Source organism: Gilliamella sp. BG1, assembly GCF_046635625.1.
GTDB lineage: Bacteria > Pseudomonadota > Gammaproteobacteria > Enterobacterales > Orbaceae > Gilliamella > Gilliamella bombi.
In genome coordinates this window covers 52,913-72,659 of record NZ_JBIDFG010000001.1, presented here as the reverse complement: position 1 = coordinate 72,659, position 19,747 = coordinate 52,913, and the positions used below count along the sequence as shown (strand labels likewise).

Here is a 19,747-nt window from a genome sequence, read left to right as displayed (position 1 = left end):
AATGGCGTTACATAAAAAAATATGTTGGTAGTTTTTGTATTTATTATTAATGTTTATTATTTGCACAGCAATCCCTATAACCTAAAAAGAATTTTTATGTTAGAATAGCGTAAGTTTTATTTTATTTATATTTTACAAGGGGAAGTATCATGTCTATTATTAGAATGCAAGATCTTGATCTAAAAGGAAAACGCTTATTTATTCGCTCAGATCTTAATGTGCCGGTCAAAAATGGTAAGGTAACTTCCGATGCGCGTATTAAAGCATCACTACCTACTATTGAAGAAGCCATCAAAAAAGGTGCTAAAGTAATGGTTACCTCTCATATTGGCCGTCCAACAGAAGGTGAGTATAATCCAGAGTTCTCTTTACAACCTGTTGTTGATTATTTAAAAGAACACGTGTCATTCCCTGTTCGTTTAGTAAAAGATTACCTCAATGGTGTAGATGTAAAAGAAGGCGAATTAGTTGTACTTGAAAACGTTCGTTTCAATGTAGGCGAAGGTAAAGATGATGAAACTTTGTCTAAAAAATACGCTGCTCTTTGTGATATTTATGTAATGGATGCATTTGGTACAGCTCACCGAGCTCAAGCTTCGACTCATGGTGCTGGTAAATTTGCGCCAGTGGCTTGTGCTGGGCCATTGTTAGCAGCTGAACTTGATGCGTTAGGTAAAGCATTAGATAATCCAGCAAGGCCAATGGTTGCTATCGTTGCCGGTTCTAAGGTATCAACAAAATTAACCGTACTTGATTCTTTATCAAAAATTGCTGACCAAATTATTGTTGGTGGCGGTATTGCTAATACTTTTATTGCCGCTGAAGGTTATAATGTAGGTAAGTCTCTTTATGAAGCAGACTTAATTCCAGAAGCTAAAAAATTAATGGCTAACTGTGAAATCCCAGTTCCAACTGATGTTCGTGTTGCAACAGAATTTAGTGAAACAGCAACAGCGACTGAAAAATCAGTTAAAGATGTTAAAGAAAATGAACAAATTCTTGATTTAGGTGATAAATCAGCAGAAGTATTAGCAAATATTATCAAAAATGCTAAAACCATTTTATGGAATGGTCCAGTGGGTGTTTTTGAATTTCCTAATTTCCGTCGTGGTACTGAAATTGTAGCCAAAGCAATTGCCGATAGCGAAGGTTTTTCAATTGCTGGTGGTGGGGATACATTAGCTGCAATCGATCTATTTGGTATTGAAGATAAAATCTCTTATATTTCAACTGGTGGCGGGGCTTTTCTTGAATTTGTTGAAGGTAAAAAACTACCCGCTGTTGCGATGTTAGAAGCTAGAGCAAAGGCCTAGTATTTGAGTTCAGTAAAAGGATGAGATAATTACTCATCCTTTAATTTTTATAATAAATTTATAGGTAATAAAATGGTTACTAAGATTTCTGATGTTGTTAAACCTGGTGTTGTCACTGGTGATGATGTTCAAAAAGTATTTCAAATCGCTCGCGAAAATAACTTTGCATTACCTGCGGTTAACTGTGTTGACACAAATACTATCAATGCCGTTATTGAAACAGCCGCAAAAGTAGGTTCTCCTGTTATTGTTCAGTTTTCTAACGGTGGAGCTCAATTTATTGCTGGTAAAGGCCTAAAATTAGAAGGTCAAGAATGTGCTGTGTTGGGTGCTATTTCTGGCGCAAAACATGTTCATCTTATGGCTGAAAAATATGGAGTCCCTGTTATTGTTCATACTGATCACTGCGCTAAAAAATTACTTCCATGGGTTGATGGGTTACTGGATGCAGGTGAAACTCATTTTGCTAAAACAGGTAAACCATTATTTTCATCTCATATGATTGATCTTTCAGAAGAGTCATTAAAAGATAATATTGATATTTGTTGTCAATATCTTGCTCGTATGTCAGCAATGAAAATGACTTTAGAGTTAGAGCTAGGATGTACTGGTGGTGAAGAAGATGGTGTTGATAATAGTCATATGGATAGCTCAGCACTTTATACTCAACCAGAAGATGTAGCTTATGCTTATGAGCGTTTAAGTGCTATCAGTCCTCGTTTTACTATTGCAGCTTCATTTGGTAATGTGCATGGAGTTTATAAACCAGGTAATGTTAAATTAACGCCAAAAATTTTAGATAACTCACAAAAATATGTATCTGAAAAATATAATCTACCAGCTAAATCATTAAACTTTGTATTCCATGGTGGATCAGGCTCTACACCGGAAGAAATAGCTGAAGCAGTTAGTTATGGTGTAATTAAAATGAATATTGACACAGATACGCAATGGGCTAACTGGTCTGGTATCTTAGATTATTACAAAGCAAATGAAGCTTACTTACAGGGGCAATTAGGTAACCCTGAAGGCGTTGATGCTCCAAATAAAAAATACTACGATCCTCGCGTATGGTTACGTAAGGGACAAGATTCTTTAGTTGCTCGTTTAGAACTTGCATTTAAAGAGCTTAATGCTGTAGGTGTTCTTTAATTTTTATGTTATTTAGGATTAAAGCAAGGTATTTGCCTTGCTTTTGATTTATCTATACTTAAATTAAATCTTGCATTTTCAATTAAGTTATAGGATAATTCTGCCCTCATTTAACTTAGGGGAGCTGTCTATTTATTAATAATTATTATTAATAGAGGCGTTTGCACCCAAGCAAAGGAAACTAAAAATGGCAAAAAAAGTACAAGCTTACATCAAGTTGCAAGTTGCAGCTGGTGCAGCAAATCCTAGTCCGCCAGTTGGTCCAGCACTTGGTCAACATGGTGTGAATATCATGGAATTCTGTAAAGCATTTAATGCAAAAACAGAAAGCATGGAAAAAGGCTTACCAATTCCTGTTGTAATTACAGTATATTCTGACCGTTCATTTACATTCGTAACTAAAACACCTCCAGCTGCTGTTTTGTTAAAGAAAGCGGCTAAAATCAAATCTGGTTCAGGTGAACCTAATAAGAAAAAAGTAGGTAAAGTAACGAGTGCACAAATTCGCGAAATCGCTGAATTGAAGGCTGCAGATATGAATGGTGCTACCATTGAAACGATGATGCGTTCTATTGAAGGGACAGCTCGTTCAATGGGCTTGGAAGTGGAGGGTTAATTCATGGCTAAATTATCTAAGAAGGCTAAACTTATCCGCGAAAAAGTAAACGCAACTAAACAGTATGATATCAATGAAGCAATTACTTTATTAAAAGAATTAGCTACAGCTAAATTTACAGAAAGTGTTGATGTTGCTGTTAATTTAGGTATTGATTCACGTAAATCAGATCAAAATGTTCGTGGTGCGATCGTTCTTCCTCATGGTACTGGACGTAGCGTGCGTGTTGCTGTCTTTACTCAGGGTGCAAATGCAGAGGCTGCAAAAGAAGCTGGTGCTGAATTAGTGGGTATGGACGATCTTGCAGATCAAATCAAAAAAGGCGAAATGGATTTTGATGTCGTAATTGCATCACCTGACGCTATGCGCGTTGTTGGTCAATTAGGTCAAATTTTAGGACCACGTGGTTTAATGCCAAATCCTAAAGTTGGAACTGTAACTCCTAACGTTGCAGAAGCTGTAAAAAACGCTAAAGCTGGTCAGATCCGTTACCGTAATGATAAGAATGGTATTATCCATACTACTATTGGTAAAGCTGATTTTGATGCAGATAAGCTTAAAGAAAATTTAGAAGCATTACTTGTTGCGTTGAAACGTGCAAAACCAGCCTCTTCTAAAGGTGTATTTATTAAGAAAGTTAGCCTTTCTACTACAATGGGTGCTGGTGTTGCTATTGATCAAGCAACATTAAATGCAACTGTTTAATTATTATTTATAATTAAATAGAGAAATCGGTTGGTGTCTGGCCTTAACCAGACCCCGTCCAAGACCGTAGGTGTGGTTGTTGTGTGACTACTTAATTTTCCTACGTAGACGGTGACAGAACCTGATAAGATATAATAGAAGGATTCTGCTCATCGTGGTTGTGCTAGCTATATTTGTAGCTAGCTTGAATAAGTCTAGGCTTTTGCCTAGTATAATCCAGGAGCAATACCAATGGCACTAAATCTTCAAAATAAACAAGAAATTGTTGCTGAAGTCAATGAAATCGCCAAAGGTGCGCTATCTGCAGTTGTTGCTGATTCTCGAGGCATAACTGTAGAAAAAATGACTGCATTACGTAAATCTGCTCGTGAAGCGGGTGTTTATATGCGTGTTGTTCGTAATACGCTATTACGCCGTGTTGTTGAGGGCACTCAATATGAGTGTTTAAAAGATACGTTTGTTGGTCCAACTCTAATTGCATTTTCAAATGAGCACCCAGGTGCTGCAGCGCGTATTTTTAAGGCGTTTGCGAAAGAAAATGAAAAATTTGAGATTAAAGCCGCAGCCTTTGAAGGTGAGTTGATTACTGCAGCGAATATTGATCGCTTAGCAACATTACCTACATATGAAGAAGCATTAGCTCGCTTGATGTCAACCATGAAAGAAGCCGCAGCTGGCAAATTGGTTCGTACTCTTGCAGCGGTTCGCGATCAAAAAGAAGCTGCTTAATTGGCGGTTTGATTGTGAATTTTATTAATTAAAAAATGTAAATTTGGGAAACTATATTATGTCTATCACTAAAGAACAAATTTTAGATGCAGTTGCTGAAATGTCTGTTATGGATGTTGTTGAGCTTGTATCAATGATGGAAGAAAAATTTGGTGTTTCTGCAGCAGCAGCTGTAGCCGTAGCCGCAGCAGGTCCAGCTGAAGCAGCAGAAGAGAAAACTGAATTTGATGTAATCTTAAAAGATGTTGGTGCTAATAAAGTAGCTGTTATCAAAGCAGTTCGTGGTGCAACTGGTTTAGGCTTAAAAGAAGCTAAAGACCTTGTTGAATCAGCTCCAGCAACAGTTAAAGAAGGCGTTAGCAAAGCCGATGCTGATGAACTTAAGAAAGCACTTGAAGAATCTGGTGCAGTTGTCGAGCTTAAATAAGTTTATCGATATTCCGATAAATGGCTGGGGGTTTTATACCTCCAGCCTTTTTGCGCTATAATAAGTTAAAGAATTTTATTTGAAGATTATCAATAAAAAATAATAAAGAAATAGTATATTTATTAAGCCTAATCAATTGATATTTATAGATATTTTCGATGAGGTGTCAGGTGTATCAGTTGGCGATAACACCCTGATGAATATTTAATCATGCTAAAATAGCAGATAAGCAAGTTGAGGAACTAATGGTTTACTCTTATACCGAGAAAAAACGAATTCGTAAGAATTTTGGTAAGCGTCCACAAGTCTTGGATATACCGTATCTTCTTTCTATTCAACTTGATTCGTTCCAGAAATTTATTGAGCAAGATCCAGAAGGACAATATGGCTTAGAAGCTGCATTCCGTTCAATATTTCCGATAAAAAGTTATAGTGGTAACGCTGAGTTACAGTACGTGAGCTTTATGATGGGCGAACCTGTGTTTGATGTTAAAGAATGTCAAATTAGAGGGATCACTTACTCAGCACCGTTGCGCGTAAAATTACGTTTAGTTATTTATGATAAAGATGCGCCAGAGGGAACAGTTAAAGATATTAAAGAGCAAGACGTCTATATGGGCGAAATTCCTTTAATGACAGACAATGGTACATTTGTGATAAACGGTACAGAGCGTGTAATCGTATCGCAATTACATCGTAGTCCAGGTGTGTTCTTTGATAGTGATAAAGGTAAAACGCACTCTTCTGGTAAAGTTTTATATAATGCTCGGATTATTCCTTATCGTGGTTCTTGGCTTGATTTTGAATTTGATCCAAAAGATAATCTTTTTGCTCGTATTGACCGTCGTCGTAAACTTCCAGCAACCATTATTTTACGTGCATTAGGTTATGAAACAGAAGAAATTTTAGATATTTTCTTTGAAAAAACTATTTTTGAAGTTAGCAAATCTAAGTTAAAAATGGATCTTATTCCAGAGCGTTTACGTGGTGATACAGCACTATTTGATATTGAGTCAAAAGGTAAAGTTTACGCTGAAAAAGGCCGACGTATTACAGCTCGTCACATTCGTGAGTTAGAAAAAGATAAAGTTAGCAAAATTGATGTACCAGTTGAATATATTGTTAATAAAGTTCTTGCTAAAAATTATGTTGATGAAGAAACAGGTGAGGTAATTGCTTTTGCCAATACACCGATTTCACTAGAACTATTACTTCAATTAACGAATGCTGGCTATAAAAAGATAGAAACATTATTCACTAATGATTTAGATCATGGTGCATTTATTTCTGAGACATTAAATGTTGATTCAACTCGTGACCGACTTGGAGCATTAGTTGAAATTTATCGCATGATGCGTCCAGGTGAGCCACCTACAAAAGAAGCAGCTGAAGCGTTATTTGATAATTTATTCTTTTCTGAAGAACGTTATGATTTATCTGCTGTTGGTCGAATGAAGTTTAACCGTTCATTAGGGCGTGATGACATTGAAGGTGAAAGCGTTTTAACGAAAGATGATATCGTTGACGTAATAAAGAAATTAATCGCTATTCGTAATGGTCACGGTGAAGTTGATGATATCGACCATTTAGGTAATAGACGTATTCGTAGTGTTGGTGAAATGGCAGAAAACCAATTCCGTATTGGTTTAGTTCGTGTTGAACGAGCAGTGAAAGAACGCTTATCTCTAGGTGATCTTGATTCACTAATGCCACAAGATATGATTAATGCTAAACCAATTTCAGCAGCGATTCGTGAATTCTTTGGTTCAAGTCAGTTATCTCAGTTTATGGATCAAAACAATCCACTATCCGAAATTACGCATAAACGTCGTATTTCAGCTTTAGGACCAGGTGGTTTAACGCGTGAACGAGCAGGATTTGAAGTGCGTGACGTACATCCAACGCACTATGGACGTGTCTGTCCAATCGAAACGCCTGAAGGTCCAAACATTGGTTTGATTAATTCATTAGCAGTTTATGCTCGTACCAATGAGTATGGCTTTTTAGAAACACCATACCGTCGTGTTATTGATGGTATTGTAACTGATGAAATTACCTATTTATCAGCGATTGATGAAAGTGAATTTGTAATTGCTCAGGCAAACTCAAATCTTGATGAAAATGGTCGTTTTAAAGAAGATTTAGTAACTTGTCGTTTAAGTGGTGAATCGGGTTTATATAGTCCTGAACAAATTCATTATATGGATGTATCAACTCAACAAATCGTATCAGTTGGTGCTTCATTAATTCCGTTCCTTGAACATGATGATGCGAACCGTGCCTTAATGGGTGCGAACATGCAACGTCAAGCAGTACCAACCTTAAAAGCTGAAAAGCCGTTTGTTGGGACTGGTATGGAACGTGCAGTAGCTGTTGACTCGGGTGTAACAGCGGTTGCTCGTCGTGGTGGTACAGTTCAATATGTTGATGCATCGCGTATTGTGGTTAATGTTAATTCAGATGAAATATATGCTGGTGAAACAGGTATTGATATTTATAACTTAACTAAATATACACGGTCTAACCAAAATACTTGTATTAACCAAATTCCATGTGTGGAATTGGGAGAAAAAGTTGAGCGTGGTGATGTACTTGCAGATGGTCCATCTACTGACTTAGGTGAATTGGCACTAGGGCAAAATATGCGAGTGGCATTTATGCCATGGAATGGTTATAACTTTGAGGATTCTATTTTAGTTTCTGAAAAAGTGGTACAAGACGACCGTTTTACCTCGATTCATATTCAAGAGTTATCTTGTATTTCTCGTGATACAAAATTAGGTGCAGAAGAAATTACTGCGGATATTCCAAACGTAGGTGAAGCAGCACTGTCTAAACTTGATGAATCAGGTATTGTATACATCGGTGCTGAAGTAAAAGGTGGCGATATTCTGGTTGGTAAAGTGACACCTAAAGGTGAAACTCAATTAACGCCAGAAGAAAAATTACTACGTGCTATTTTTGGTGAAAAGGCATCTGACGTTAAAGATACCTCATTACGTGTGCCAAATGGTGTTTCAGGTACTGTTATTGATGTTCAAGTGTTTACTCGTGATGGCGTAGAAAAAGATAAACGTGCAATTGAAATCGAAGAGATGCAACTCAAGCAGGCAAGAAAAGATTTAACTGAAGAACTTAAAATCTTAGAAGCTGCATTGTTTGCTCGAATTCGTGATGTATTAATTTCAGGTGGAATCAAAGCGGATAAATTAGATGCTTTACCACATCAAAAATGGCTAACAATTGGTATCGCAGACGAAGATAAACAAGCTCAATTAGAACAGTTGGCTGAACAGTACGACGAAATAAAAACAGAGTTTAACAAAAAACTTGAAGCTAAACGTATGAAGATTACTCAAGGCGATGATCTACAGCCTGGCGTTCTTAAAATCGTTAAAGTTTACTTGGCAGTTAAACGTCAAATTCAGCCTGGTGATAAGATGGCTGGTCGTCATGGTAACAAAGGGGTTATTTCAAAAATTAATCCAATTGAAGATATGCCATATGATGAAAAAGGTCGTCCAGTTGATATCGTATTGAATCCGCTAGGTGTTCCGTCCCGTATGAATATTGGACAGATATTAGAAACTCATTTGGGTATGGCTGCTAAAGGTATTGGTCAGAAGATCGATGCTATGTTAAAAGAACAGCAAGAATTAGCTAAATTACGTGAATTTATTCAAAAAGCGTATGATCTTGGTTTAGGTGCTGCGCAAAAAGTTAATGTTGCACAATTCACTGATCAAGAAGTGATGACTTTAGCACAAAATTTACGTAATGGTATGCCATTAGCAACACCGGTATTTGATGGTGCTAAAGAGCAAGAAATTAAGGCATTACTTGAACTAGGTGACTTACCAACTTCTGGTCAAATTACTTTGTATGATGGTCGTACAGGTGAAAAATTTGAACGTCCAGTTACTGTAGGTTATATGTATATGCTCAAATTGAATCACTTAGTTGATGACAAAATGCATGCTCGTTCTACTGGTTCATACAGTCTGGTTACTCAACAACCATTGGGTGGTAAAGCTCAATTTGGTGGTCAACGTTTTGGTGAGATGGAAGTGTGGGCACTTGAAGCATATGGTGCAGCTTATACCTTACAAGAAATGTTAACTGTTAAATCAGATGACGTAAACGGTCGAACTAAGATGTATAAAAATATTGTAGATGGTGATCATCGTATGGAGCCTGCGATTCCAGAATCATTTAATGTACTATTAAAAGAGATTCGTTCGCTAGGTATAAATATAGAGTTAGATGAAGAGTAATTTTCTCTAACTTAAATGATTTCTATTTATAGGGATAACTTATTAGTAATAATAAGTTATCTAATTGGTTTAACTCCATAGGAGTCAATTGTGAAAGACTTATTAAAGTTTCTAAAAGCACAAACAAAAACTGAAGACTTTGATGCTATCAAGATAGGCCTTGCTTCTCCTGATATGATTCGTTCATGGTCTTTTGGTGAAGTCAAAAAACCTGAAACAATCAATTATCGTACGTTCAAACCTGAACGTGATGGGTTGTTTTGTGCACGTATTTTCGGACCAGTAAAAGATTATGAATGTTTATGTGGAAAATATAAACGTCTAAAACACCGTGGTGTTATTTGTGAAAAATGTGGAGTTGAAGTAACTCAAGCTAAAGTACGTCGTGAACGTATGGGGCACATTGAACTTGCATCTCCAACTGCTCATATCTGGTTTTTAAAATCATTACCTTCTCGCATCGGCTTATTACTTGATATGCCACTTCGCGATATTGAACGAGTGCTTTATTTTGAGTCATTTATGGTTCTTGATGGTGGCATGACTAATTTAGAGCGAGGTCAGATTTTAACTGAAGAGCAATATCTTGACGCGTTAGAAGAGTTTGGTGATGAGTTTGATGCTCGTATGGGTGCTGAAGCTATCCAAGAATTATTGCGTAATATTGATGTGCAAGCAGAATGTGAAGTTCTACGCGATGAGCTAGCAACTACTAATTCTGAAACTAAGCGTAAAAAACTAACTAAACGTATTAAGATTATTGAAGCATTTATTCAATCAGAAAACAAACCTGAATGGATGATCTTAAATGTATTACCTGTGTTGCCACCAGATTTACGTCCATTGGTTCCACTAGATGGTGGGCGTTTTGCAACATCAGATCTAAATGATCTTTACCGTAGAGTTATTAACCGTAATAACCGTTTAAAACGTTTATTGGATTTAGCTGCACCAGATATTATTGTACGTAATGAAAAACGTATGTTACAAGAATCTGTTGACGCATTATTAGATAATGGTCGCCGAGGTCGTGCAATTACAGGTTCTAACAAACGCCCATTAAAATCCCTCGCTGATATGATCAAAGGTAAGCAAGGTCGTTTCCGTCAAAACCTGTTAGGTAAACGTGTTGACTATTCGGGTCGTTCTGTAATTACTGTAGGTCCATACTTGCATTTGCATCAGTGTGGTTTACCAAAGAAAATGGCACTTGAATTATTCAAACCATTTATTTATGGGAAATTAGAACGTCGCGGTTATGCAACAACCATTAAAGCTGCGAAGAAAATGGTTGAGCGTGAAGATGCAATTGTTTGGGATATCTTAGATGAAGTTATTCGTGAACATCCAGTATTATTAAACCGTGCTCCAACATTACATAGATTAGGTATTCAGGCATTTGAACCTATCCTAATTGAAGGTAAAGCGATTCAATTACACCCACTAGTTTGTGCGGCATTTAATGCTGACTTTGATGGTGACCAAATGGCGGTTCACGTTCCATTAACGTTAGAAGCTCAGTTAGAAGCACGTGCGTTAATGATGTCAACCAACAATATTCTTTCACCTGCAAGTGGAGAACCTATTATCGTTCCTTCTCAGGATGTGGTTTTAGGTCTTTACTATATGACTCGTGATAAAATTAATGCCAAAGGCGAAGGCATGGTATTAACTGGTCCTAAAGAAGCTGAAAAGCTATACCGTTTAGGTCTAGTTGAATTACATGCTAAAGTTAAAGTTCGTATTACTGAAAGCCAACGAAATAGTGTAGGTGAGTGGGAAGATACTACCTCGATTGTTGATACAACTGTCGGTCGTGCAATTTTATGGTTAATTATGCCAAAAGGAATGAACTTCTCTGTTATTAATCAACCTCTTGGTAAAAAAGCGATTTCTAAGATTTTAAATATTTGTTATCGCCAATTAGGTATGAAAGATACGGTAATTTTAGCCGACCAAATTATGTACACTGGATTTGCTTATGCAGCACGTTCAGGGGTATCTGTTGGTATTGATGATATGGAGATTCCAGCTAAGAAATCACAAATCATCAATGAAGCTGAAATTGAAGTTGCTGAAATTCAAGAGCAATTCCAATCAGGCTTAGTAACTGCTGGTGAACGTTATAATAAAGTTATCGATATTTGGGCAGCTGCTAATGAACGTGTTGCTAAAGCCATGATGGATAACTTATCAACTGAAAAAGTCATTAACCGTGAAGGTGAAGAGGAAGTTCAATCTTCTTTCAATAGTATTTACATGATGGCTGACTCAGGTGCACGTGGTTCTGCTGCACAGATTCGTCAGCTTGCTGGTATGCGTGGTTTGATGGCAAAACCAGATGGTTCGATTATCGAAACACCTATCACAGCGAATTTCCGTGAAGGATTAAACGTACTTCAATACTTTATTTCTACTCATGGTGCGCGTAAAGGTCTTGCCGATACTGCATTAAAAACAGCAAACTCAGGTTATTTAACTCGACGTTTAGTTGACGTTGCACAAGATCTAGTGGTAATCGAAGACGACTGTGGCACCTTAGAAGGTGTGGTCATGACACCAGTTATTGAAGGTGGTGATGTTAAAGAACCACTTCGTGAGCGTGTATTAGGTCGAGTCACAGCTGAAGATGTATTAAAACCTGGTAGTGCAGATATCTTAATTCCACGTAATACTTTACTTGATGAAAGTAAATGTGACTTACTTGAAGCTGAATCGGTAGATAGCGTTAAAGTACGTTCAGTCGTTTCGTGTGATACTGATTTTGGTGTTTGTGCAAAATGTTATGGACGAGATTTGGCTCGAGGTCATTTGGTTAATAAAGGTGAAGCCATCGGCGTTATTGCTGCGCAGTCAATTGGTGAACCAGGTACTCAGTTAACCATGCGTACGTTCCATATCGGTGGTGCGGCGTCGCGTGCTGCTGCTGAATCAAGTGTGCAAGTTAAAAACAAAGGTAGTATTAAATTAACTAATGCTAAATTTGTAACTAACCCAGATAAGAAATTAGTTATTACTTCGCGTAATGCAGAATTAACGATTATTGATGAATTAGGTCGAATGAAAGAAACCTATAAAGTTCCTTATGGTTCGATTTTAAGTAAAGGTGATGGTGTAACAGTTGATGCGGGTGAAACCGTTGCTAACTGGGATCCGCATACAATGCCAGTTATTTCAGAAGCAAAAGGTTTTGTTCGTTTTGTTGATATGGTTGATGGACAAACTATTACTCGCCAAACTGATGAGTTAACTGGTTTATCATCTATTGTGATATTAGACGTAGCTGAACGAACTGGGGTGGGTAAAGATTTACGTCCAGCAATTAAAATTGTTGATGCTGAAGGTAAAGATATTTATCTTACTGGTACAGAAATGCTTGCACAATACTTTTTACCAGGTAAAGCGTTAGTACAGTTAGAGGATGGTGCAGAAATCAATATTGGTGACACACTTGCTCGTATTCCACAAGCATCTGTTGGTACCAAAGATATCACCGGTGGTTTACCACGTGTTGCTGACCTATTTGAAGCTCGTAAACCAAAAGAGCCTGCTATTTTAGCTGAAATTGATGGTATCATTTCATTTGGTAAAGAAACGAAAGGTAAACGTCGTTTAATTATCACTCCGTTAGATGGTAGTGAACCATATGAGGAAATGATTCCAAAATGGCGTCAACTTAACGTATTTGAAGGTGAACAAGTTGGTCGTGGAGATGTAATTTCTGATGGACCTGAATCGGCTCATGACATTTTACGTCTACGTGGTGTTAATGCTGTAACACGTTATATTGTAAACGAGGTTCAAGAAGTTTATCGTCTACAAGGTGTAAAAATTAACGATAAACACATTGAAGTTATTGTGCGCCAAATGTTACGTAAAGCAACAGTTATCCATCCTGGTGGCTCTCGCTTGCTTGAAGGCGAACAACTTGAAGTTTCACGCTTGAAGATTATCAACCGTGAACTTGAGGCTCAAGGTAAAGAACCGATTGTTTATTTACACGATCTACTTGGTATTACCAAAGCATCATTAACGACTGAATCGTTTATTTCTGCAGCTTCGTTCCAAGAAACGACTCGCGTCTTAACAGAGGCAGCGGTAGCTGGTAAAAATGACGAATTACGTGGCTTAAAAGAAAACGTAATTGTTGGTCGATTAATTCCAGCTGGTACAGGTTATGCTTACCATAAGGAACGTTTACGTAAACGAGCAATGCCATCGACTGATGAGATTCAAACAACAATTTCAGCTGAAGAAGCTACAGCTAATTTAGCTGAGTTACTAAATTCAGCTGAAGAAAATCAATAGTCTCATTATAGATTTGATTCATAAATAGCACGCATAGCGTGCTATTTTTTTATATGATGACTAAAAGTCATAAATATAAAAAGTATAGGCATGTATGTTGTAATGAATCGTCTTTACCTTTCACAAGAGAAAATAGAAGAAAGCTATGCGCTGTTTTCTACAGAGTGGATGTCTAAAGTGGATTTTAAAGCTTAAGTTAATTTTGCACAATTTGCTCATAGTCTTCATAATATAAATAGCTAAGTATAAAAAGATTAATTTTTTAAACATTAAAAAATCAAATAAAATCAATAGCAAACCTGAGCATTTTTGGAAAAATAAACTAATTTTTTAATTTTTATCTATTTTTTACAATGTTTGAATATTATCCTCAATGTATAAATGACAGTATTATCTAATTAATCAAATTATAGAAATTGTATTTTTAAATGTATTTGTGAAGGTCGGGTTTTATGATCTAAATCACAAAATTGAACATAGATTTAATCAATAAATAGTTGTATCAAGAGTAACAATTCTTGCTTATTGCTGTATTTAGCAAACTTTATAATAAATTTCCTCTTGCAGACGGAAAAATTCTCTATCCACATTAAGCCTTGATTGATTTACGCTTATTCTATCCAATTCAAAAAACAATAAGAGATATGTATTAGCTATGAACCCAATAAAATTTCGAATGATCGAGGATAATTTAGAACCAGAGTTAGTTATTGAACAAACCATTACGATCATCAATAGTTGGTTAGTACAGCATCAAATCATACAAAATGATGTTCAAAAAGCGATGTTATTTTCACATGTAAAAGCTATGGTTGAAAGGGCCAAAACATTAGAAACATTACCTGAAGTCGACCCTGGGTTATTTGATGAACTTTCAGAAGAATCTTTAGAACTGGCAAGAAAAACAATAAACTTATTTGATAATTTACCGATAGAAGAAGCATATTTATTGGCAGTTCATTATGAAGTAGCTAAAGCAAATTAAACGATTACTAGACAAGTAAAAAACAATAATTAATAGGAGAAATATTATGGCAGAAGTAGTCATTGTTATCGGCGATAGAATGGGAAAAGGGCAAAAAATTGCGGAGGGAATTAACTCAGTAGAAGGTTGTCGTGCAATCGTCATTCCAGGTATGGCAGCAGATATGAAATTAGGTGATGTAATGAATAAAGAAAATGCCGATTTGGGCCTTTCATTTTGTGGTAGTGGTGGAGCTGGTGCTATTACTGCACAAAATAAATATGGCTATTCACAACGCCATGGTATGCGATCAATTGAGGAAGGTGAAACAGCTATTAATGACGGCTGTAAAGTTCTTGGTTTTGGTTTCATGGACACGGAAGAATTAGGACAACGTGTAGCAAAAGCATTTCTAAAAAAATATCCACGTTCATAAACGGTAAATAAGAATGAAAAAAACAGAACAGAAACTTGTTAGAGTAAAAGGTCATGGTGATTCTAAGCAGCGAGCTTTTGCTATAGCTTTAAGTCAGGTTCAGAAAGAAGTACTCAAAAACATTAATAATATTATGTTGCGAATAGAACCAATTGATATTCAAGTTGTATCAGCAATAGAAAAGATAACAACAGAACGTTTTTTGTTTATCTTTTTGCCAAGGAAAAAGACATTTTATGAAATCACGCTTGATGTATCTGTTAACGTAATTTTTATTGATTTAAATGATATTAAGTTTACTTCAAAATAACATAACGTAAAAGGGAAGTTATGGAAATTTTAATTATTGCATTCAAGTCTATTATTATCGGCGGACTTTGTGGTTTTGGGGTCGGTGCGGGAGCTGCTCGAATGTTTCATGCGCCAACTTATCAAGGGATGGGTGCGTTTCGGACATTAGGTGAACTTAATTCTTGTGAAGGTGATCCTGCAGCGCACTTTTCATTTGGTTTAGGGTTTTTTTTTAATGCGTGGGCTTCATCGGTTGCTGCTGGTTCTTTTACTCAAGACGTTGATCATCGCATCATCCCTAACTGGGGTGGAGCTTTATTGATGATAAAAAATCGTAATCTTGCAGAAACCTTACATGATCCTAAAAAAATGGCATTTGCTTGTGCATTTATTGGGATGATTGTGGTGTTATTTTTAAATACAACCACTTCAGTTATTCCTGATTCGCTAAAAATTACTGCAACGAAGGTTCTTGTTCCTGCCGCTAACTTGTTAGTTGCAACGGTTATGCCTGTTATTTTCTGGTTAGCCGCTCTAGATGCAGGGCGTCGTAGTGGATTTTGGGGAACGTTATTTGGTGGGCTTGCACAGTTAATTATGGGCAATGCAGTACCAGGGTTGGTGTTGGGTATATTGATTGGCAAAGGTGTAGATGATAGTGGCTGGAACCGTGTGATGAAAATTATGTTAGTTGCTGTCATTATTTTATTTGTTATGAGTGGATATTTCCGTGGTTTTGATTTGAAGATGATTAACTCGTTTAGAGATGGTTTATCTTATTGGTTTAAATAATATAGGGACACATTATGAATACACAAACAATGGTCAATAAAAGTTTTTGGTATGCCGATTGGTCTTTCCCTATTATTTGTGGGCTATTATCTGCCGGTATTTTTGCTGGAACGCATACATTCTATGTGTACGGTATTGGTGCATTTAATGAAATTGCATTTGTTGCTATGCTCAAATCAGGAATGACCACTGGCGATTATGGCGCTGTTGCGGCTTTTGGTGCTAGTTTTTTATTTGCTCGTGTTATTGAGGGTTCCTTGGTCGGCATTTTAGATATCGGTGGTGCATTGCAAACAGGTATTGGGCTTGGTGTACCTGCGTTACTGCTAGCTGGCGGCTATACTTTACCTATTGAAAATTTTTTTGCAGCGTTAGCAACTGGATTGATATTAGGTGTGCTTATAGGCTTAATTATTATTATTATCCGTAAATTCACTGTCAATAGTGGTGGTGGTTCGACTTTTGGTGCTGATGTCATGATGGGGGCAGGTAATGCATCAGGACGATTTCTTGGTCCTATGATTATTTTATCTGCGATGGTTGCTTCAATTCCTATTGGTACCGGTTCATTATTGGGGGCGCTACTTTTTTATGTATGGAAAAAACCAATCACAGGTGGAGCTATTTTAGGTGCTATGATTTTTGGTGGTATATTTCCAATTTTATAATATTAGTTATTCCCCTCTGTAATTTATTAAATTGCAAAGAGGGGATTCGGAATAAATTATGTATGATTTAATTATAAAAAATGCCAAACAAATTGATGAATCAGTAACAGATATTGCTATTCATCATGGAAAGATTGTTGCGATTGCTAGTTCTATTACAGACCAATCTGAGCGTGTCTTAGATCTACAAAATAAGCACTATATCAGTGCCGGATGGATTGATTCACACACCCATTGTTTTGCTCATTCACCTATTTATCATGATGAGCCTGATTTGATCGGCGTTAAAGCTGGTGTTACTGCGGTTGTTGATGCTGGTAGCATTGGAGCTATCGATGTAGATGAGTTTTATCAATTAGCTCAGCAAGCAAGTACACATGTTTACTCTTTTTTAAATATTTCTAAAATCGGGTTATTAAGGCAAAGTGAACTCGCCGATATACAAGATATTGATGTACCCTTATTTGATGAGGCATTAGCTAAGTATCCCGATTTTATTATTGGGATCAAAGTGCGAATGAGCCGTAGTGTAGTAGGTGAAAATGGCATTTTACCCTTAATTAAAGCTAAAGAAATGCAAAGAAAGAGTGGTTTACCTTTAATGATCCATGTTGGCAATAATCCTCCAGAGCTTGATGAAATTGCTGATTTGTTAACAAAAGGTGACATTATTACACATTGTTTTAATGGTAAACCCAATCAAATCTTTGATAAACAAAATAAACTGCGTGGTTCAATTAAACGAGCAATTGAACGTGGTGTGATATTGGATGTCGGTCATGGTGGTGAAAGTTTTAGTTTTTCAGTAGCAGAACGAGCTAAATGCTTAGATATTTATCCTAATACTATTAGCTCTGATATTTATTCTAAAAATCGTTTACAGGGACCAGTTTTTAGCTTGGCTAATGTGATGACAAAGTTTATCTGTCTTGGTTATAGTCGAAAAAGAATCATTGATAGTGTGACGAAAAATGTGGCACAAGTTTTGCAACTTAAAAATAAAGGTGTTTTATCGGTTGGTTATGATGCAGATTTGACTATTTTTGATATTAGACAGCAAACAGTTTCATTATTAGATTCAGAAGGTGAAGTTAGACAAAGTGATGAGCAATTTGTTCCTCTAGCCTCTATTGTTGCTGATGAGAAAAACCATTTGATACGAATTGAAATAACAGAAGAAGGTAGTAAAAATGAGCTCAGAATCTCAAACTGAAAAAGATGTTTACAGTAAATATAACCTAAAAAAGGTAATTAATGCATCAGGACGAATGACAATTTTAGGTGTTTCAACGCCAAGGCCTGAAGTGGTCGATACTGTATCCCATGGGCTAAATGAATATTTTGAAATTAAAGATTTGGTTGATAAAACAGGCCAATATATTGCTAAATTGCTTAATGTTGAAAATGCGGTGGTAGTATCATGTGCTTCTGCTGGTATTGCCCAAGCTGTTGCTGGATTAATTATTAAGGATGATCGCGATTTATTATTTAATTTACATTCATCTGACAAATATGTCCCCCGTGAAATCATTGTTCCTAAAGGTCATAATGTTAATTTTGGTGCACCAATTGGCACAATGGTTTCTTTAGGTGGAGGGATTATTGTTGAAGCTGGTTATGCCAACGAGTGTAAGCCTGAGCATATTGAATCACTAATTAATCCAGATACTGCCGCAATTTTATATATTAAGTCACATCATTGTGTACAAAAAAGTATGTTGTCGGTTGCACAAACAGCAGCAATTGCAAAAAAACATAATGTCCCATTAATTGTTGATGCAGCGGCAGAAGAAGATTTACAAACTTATTATCAGCAAGGCGCAGATTTGGTTGTTTATAGTGGTGCTAAAGCAATCGAAGGGCCAACTAGTGGTTTGGTTATTGGTCGTCATCAGGCGGTGGAATGGTTAAAACTACAATCACAAGGTATTGGCCGACCAATGAAAGTAGGAAAAGAAGGTATTTTAGGATTAACAAAAGCTATTGAACTTTATATTACTGATAAAAAGACTGAAACAGGACAGCAAATGGTGACTAAAATGACGCCATTTATTGAAAGCCTAAATACACTTGATGGAGTATCAGCCAGAGTCGTTTGGGATGGCGCAGGACGTGATATTGCGCGTGCAGAAATAACGTTTGATGCAAGTGTAATAGGTAAATCTGCAATTGAGATAGTTGACCTGATGAAAAAAGGCGAAATAGCAGTGTATTTCAGAGAATATAAAGCCAATGAAGGTAAAGTTGATGCCGATGTGCGTAGTGTAACATCAGCCCAACTCGATATTATTTACAACAAAATCAAAAATATTATTCAAGGAGCAAAATAATGCAACTGACTCCAAATTATTATAATGATCGTGTTTGTTTAAATGTTTTAGCAAATTCAATCGATAATGCAAAAGAGATTTATGAAGCGGCACAAAGTCATGTAGTTGTTGGTATCTTATCTAAAAACTATTCAGATAATGAATCGGCGATTGAGGATATGCAAAAATACGCTGCAGCTATCGATAATGCTATTTCTGTGGGGCTTGGTGCAGGTGATCCAAATCAGTCAACTATGGTGTCTGAAATTTCAGCGGTACTTCAACCACAGCATATTAACCAAGTTTTCACGGGTGTTGCGACTAGCCGAGCATTGTTAGGACAAAAACAAACAATCATTAATGGTTTAGTTTCGCCGACAGGTAAAGTTGGTTTAGTTAATATTGCAACTGGACCTTTAAGCTCAAATTCGCCAGCAGGAGTTATTCCAGTGGAAACAGCTATCGCTTTACTGAAAGATATGGGCGGCAGTTCAATAAAATATTTTCCTATGGGAGGTCTAAAACATAAAGATGAATTTGAGTATGTGGCTAAGTGTTGTGCTGAGTACGATTTCTATCTTGAGCCGACAGGTGGAATTGATTTAGATAATTATGAAGCAATTTTAAAAATTGCCTTAGATGCAGGTGTAAAAAAAATTATTCCACACATCTATAGTTCTATTATTGACAAAGCGACTGGTGCAACGCGAACCAATGATGTCAAACAACTTTTAGCTATCACACAAAAACTAGTAGGATAAAT

Annotated in this window: 16 protein-coding genes; all 16 read left to right on the top strand. The window is 36.6% G+C overall.

The window, feature by feature from the left end; all coding sequences use genetic code 11:
• The first annotated feature begins 149 nt into the window (after positions 1 to 149).
• Positions 150 to 1,313, top strand: coding sequence for a phosphoglycerate kinase (gene pgk, locus ACGH80_RS00295; protein ID WP_065589638.1), 1,164 nt, complete (start codon positions 150 to 152; stop codon positions 1,311 to 1,313).
• Between the two features lie 72 nt (positions 1,314 to 1,385).
• Entirely contained in the window at positions 1,386 to 2,465 is a 1,080-nt protein-coding gene (gene fbaA, locus ACGH80_RS00290; RefSeq protein WP_065589637.1) for a class II fructose-bisphosphate aldolase, read from the top strand.
• Between the two features lie 187 nt (positions 2,466 to 2,652).
• A complete protein-coding gene (rplK, locus tag ACGH80_RS00285) occupies positions 2,653 to 3,081 on the top strand; it encodes a 50S ribosomal protein L11 (protein WP_034884321.1) in 429 nt (142 codons plus the stop codon).
• A gap of 3 nt (positions 3,082 to 3,084) precedes the next feature.
• Positions 3,085 to 3,786, top strand: a complete 702-nt coding sequence (rplA, locus tag ACGH80_RS00280; protein WP_065589636.1) for a 50S ribosomal protein L1 — start codon at positions 3,085 to 3,087, stop codon at positions 3,784 to 3,786.
• A gap of 231 nt (positions 3,787 to 4,017) precedes the next feature.
• Positions 4,018 to 4,515, top strand: a complete 498-nt coding sequence (gene rplJ / locus ACGH80_RS00275; RefSeq protein WP_065589635.1) for a 50S ribosomal protein L10 — start codon at positions 4,018 to 4,020, stop codon at positions 4,513 to 4,515.
• 58 nt (positions 4,516 to 4,573) lie between these two features.
• A complete protein-coding gene (gene rplL, locus ACGH80_RS00270; RefSeq protein ID WP_034884317.1) occupies positions 4,574 to 4,942 on the top strand; it encodes a 50S ribosomal protein L7/L12 in 369 nt (122 codons plus the stop codon).
• 245 nt (positions 4,943 to 5,187) lie between these two features.
• Positions 5,188 to 9,216 (top strand): DNA-directed RNA polymerase subunit beta, encoded by a 4,029-nt coding sequence (rpoB, locus tag ACGH80_RS00265; RefSeq protein ID WP_411578238.1) that lies wholly within the window; start codon positions 5,188 to 5,190, stop codon positions 9,214 to 9,216.
• 90 nt (positions 9,217 to 9,306) lie between these two features.
• Positions 9,307 to 13,524 (top strand): DNA-directed RNA polymerase subunit beta', encoded by a 4,218-nt coding sequence (rpoC, locus tag ACGH80_RS00260; RefSeq protein ID WP_411630370.1) that lies wholly within the window; start codon positions 9,307 to 9,309, stop codon positions 13,522 to 13,524.
• Positions 13,525 to 14,179: 655 nt separating this feature from the next.
• Positions 14,180 to 14,509, top strand: a complete 330-nt coding sequence (locus ACGH80_RS00255; protein WP_174798862.1) for a hypothetical protein — start codon at positions 14,180 to 14,182, stop codon at positions 14,507 to 14,509.
• A 46-nt stretch (positions 14,510 to 14,555) separates the two neighbouring features.
• Positions 14,556 to 14,924 (top strand): SFCGS family glycine-rich protein, encoded by a 369-nt coding sequence (locus ACGH80_RS00250; protein ID WP_034910428.1) that lies wholly within the window; start codon positions 14,556 to 14,558, stop codon positions 14,922 to 14,924.
• A gap of 13 nt (positions 14,925 to 14,937) precedes the next feature.
• Positions 14,938 to 15,234 carry a DUF4312 family protein gene (locus tag ACGH80_RS00245; RefSeq protein WP_174798863.1) on the top strand — a complete coding sequence of 99 codons (297 nt, stop codon included), beginning with the start codon at positions 14,938 to 14,940 and terminating at the stop codon, positions 15,232 to 15,234.
• A 20-nt stretch (positions 15,235 to 15,254) separates the two neighbouring features.
• The gene (locus tag ACGH80_RS00240; RefSeq protein ID WP_034910435.1) at positions 15,255 to 16,007 is read left to right on the top strand and encodes a DUF4311 domain-containing protein; all 753 of its coding nucleotides are present in this window, start codon (positions 15,255 to 15,257) and stop codon (positions 16,005 to 16,007) included.
• A 29-nt stretch (positions 16,008 to 16,036) separates the two neighbouring features.
• Positions 16,037 to 16,675 (top strand): DUF4310 family protein, encoded by a 639-nt coding sequence (locus ACGH80_RS00235; protein ID WP_065589668.1) that lies wholly within the window; start codon positions 16,037 to 16,039, stop codon positions 16,673 to 16,675.
• Positions 16,676 to 16,733: 58 nt separating this feature from the next.
• Positions 16,734 to 17,888, top strand: a complete 1,155-nt coding sequence (locus ACGH80_RS00230) for an amidohydrolase/deacetylase family metallohydrolase (RefSeq protein WP_411578239.1) — start codon at positions 16,734 to 16,736, stop codon at positions 17,886 to 17,888.
• A complete protein-coding gene (locus ACGH80_RS00225) occupies positions 17,866 to 19,005 on the top strand; it encodes a DgaE family pyridoxal phosphate-dependent ammonia lyase (protein ID WP_065589632.1) in 1,140 nt (379 codons plus the stop codon). The genes ACGH80_RS00230 and ACGH80_RS00225 overlap by 23 nt, the downstream gene beginning before the upstream one ends.
• Positions 19,005 to 19,745, top strand: coding sequence for a 2-dehydro-3-deoxy-phosphogluconate aldolase (gene dagF, locus ACGH80_RS00220; protein ID WP_065589631.1), 741 nt, complete (start codon positions 19,005 to 19,007; stop codon positions 19,743 to 19,745). Before ACGH80_RS00225 ends, dagF begins: the two co-directional genes overlap by 1 nt.
• The last annotated feature ends 2 nt before the right edge of the window (positions 19,746 to 19,747 follow it).

What these genes read in the sequence shown, in the direction of transcription:
- rplA (WP_065589636.1), top strand. Translation starts at nt 3,085, where the DNA reads ATGGCTAAATTATCTAAGAAGGCTAAACTTATCCGCGAAAAAGTAAAC.
- fbaA (WP_065589637.1), top strand. Translation starts at nt 1,386, where the DNA reads ATGGTTACTAAGATTTCTGATGTTGTTAAACCTGGTGTTGTCACTGGT.
- ACGH80_RS00245 (WP_174798863.1), top strand. Translation starts at nt 14,938, where the DNA reads ATGAAAAAAACAGAACAGAAACTTGTTAGAGTAAAAGGTCATGGTGAT.
- ACGH80_RS00225 (WP_065589632.1), top strand. Translation starts at nt 17,866, where the DNA reads ATGAGCTCAGAATCTCAAACTGAAAAAGATGTTTACAGTAAATATAAC.
- rpoB (WP_411578238.1), top strand. Translation starts at nt 5,188, where the DNA reads ATGGTTTACTCTTATACCGAGAAAAAACGAATTCGTAAGAATTTTGGT.
- ACGH80_RS00250 (WP_034910428.1), top strand. Translation starts at nt 14,556, where the DNA reads ATGGCAGAAGTAGTCATTGTTATCGGCGATAGAATGGGAAAAGGGCAA.
- ACGH80_RS00240 (WP_034910435.1), top strand. Translation starts at nt 15,255, where the DNA reads ATGGAAATTTTAATTATTGCATTCAAGTCTATTATTATCGGCGGACTT.
- ACGH80_RS00230 (WP_411578239.1), top strand. Translation starts at nt 16,734, where the DNA reads ATGTATGATTTAATTATAAAAAATGCCAAACAAATTGATGAATCAGTA.
- ACGH80_RS00255 (WP_174798862.1), top strand. Translation starts at nt 14,180, where the DNA reads ATGAACCCAATAAAATTTCGAATGATCGAGGATAATTTAGAACCAGAG.
- pgk (WP_065589638.1), top strand. Translation starts at nt 150, where the DNA reads ATGTCTATTATTAGAATGCAAGATCTTGATCTAAAAGGAAAACGCTTA.
- rplK (WP_034884321.1), top strand. Translation starts at nt 2,653, where the DNA reads ATGGCAAAAAAAGTACAAGCTTACATCAAGTTGCAAGTTGCAGCTGGT.
- ACGH80_RS00235 (WP_065589668.1), top strand. Translation starts at nt 16,037, where the DNA reads ATGGTCAATAAAAGTTTTTGGTATGCCGATTGGTCTTTCCCTATTATT.
- rplL (WP_034884317.1), top strand. Translation starts at nt 4,574, where the DNA reads ATGTCTATCACTAAAGAACAAATTTTAGATGCAGTTGCTGAAATGTCT.
- dagF (WP_065589631.1), top strand. Translation starts at nt 19,005, where the DNA reads ATGCAACTGACTCCAAATTATTATAATGATCGTGTTTGTTTAAATGTT.
- rplJ (WP_065589635.1), top strand. Translation starts at nt 4,018, where the DNA reads ATGGCACTAAATCTTCAAAATAAACAAGAAATTGTTGCTGAAGTCAAT.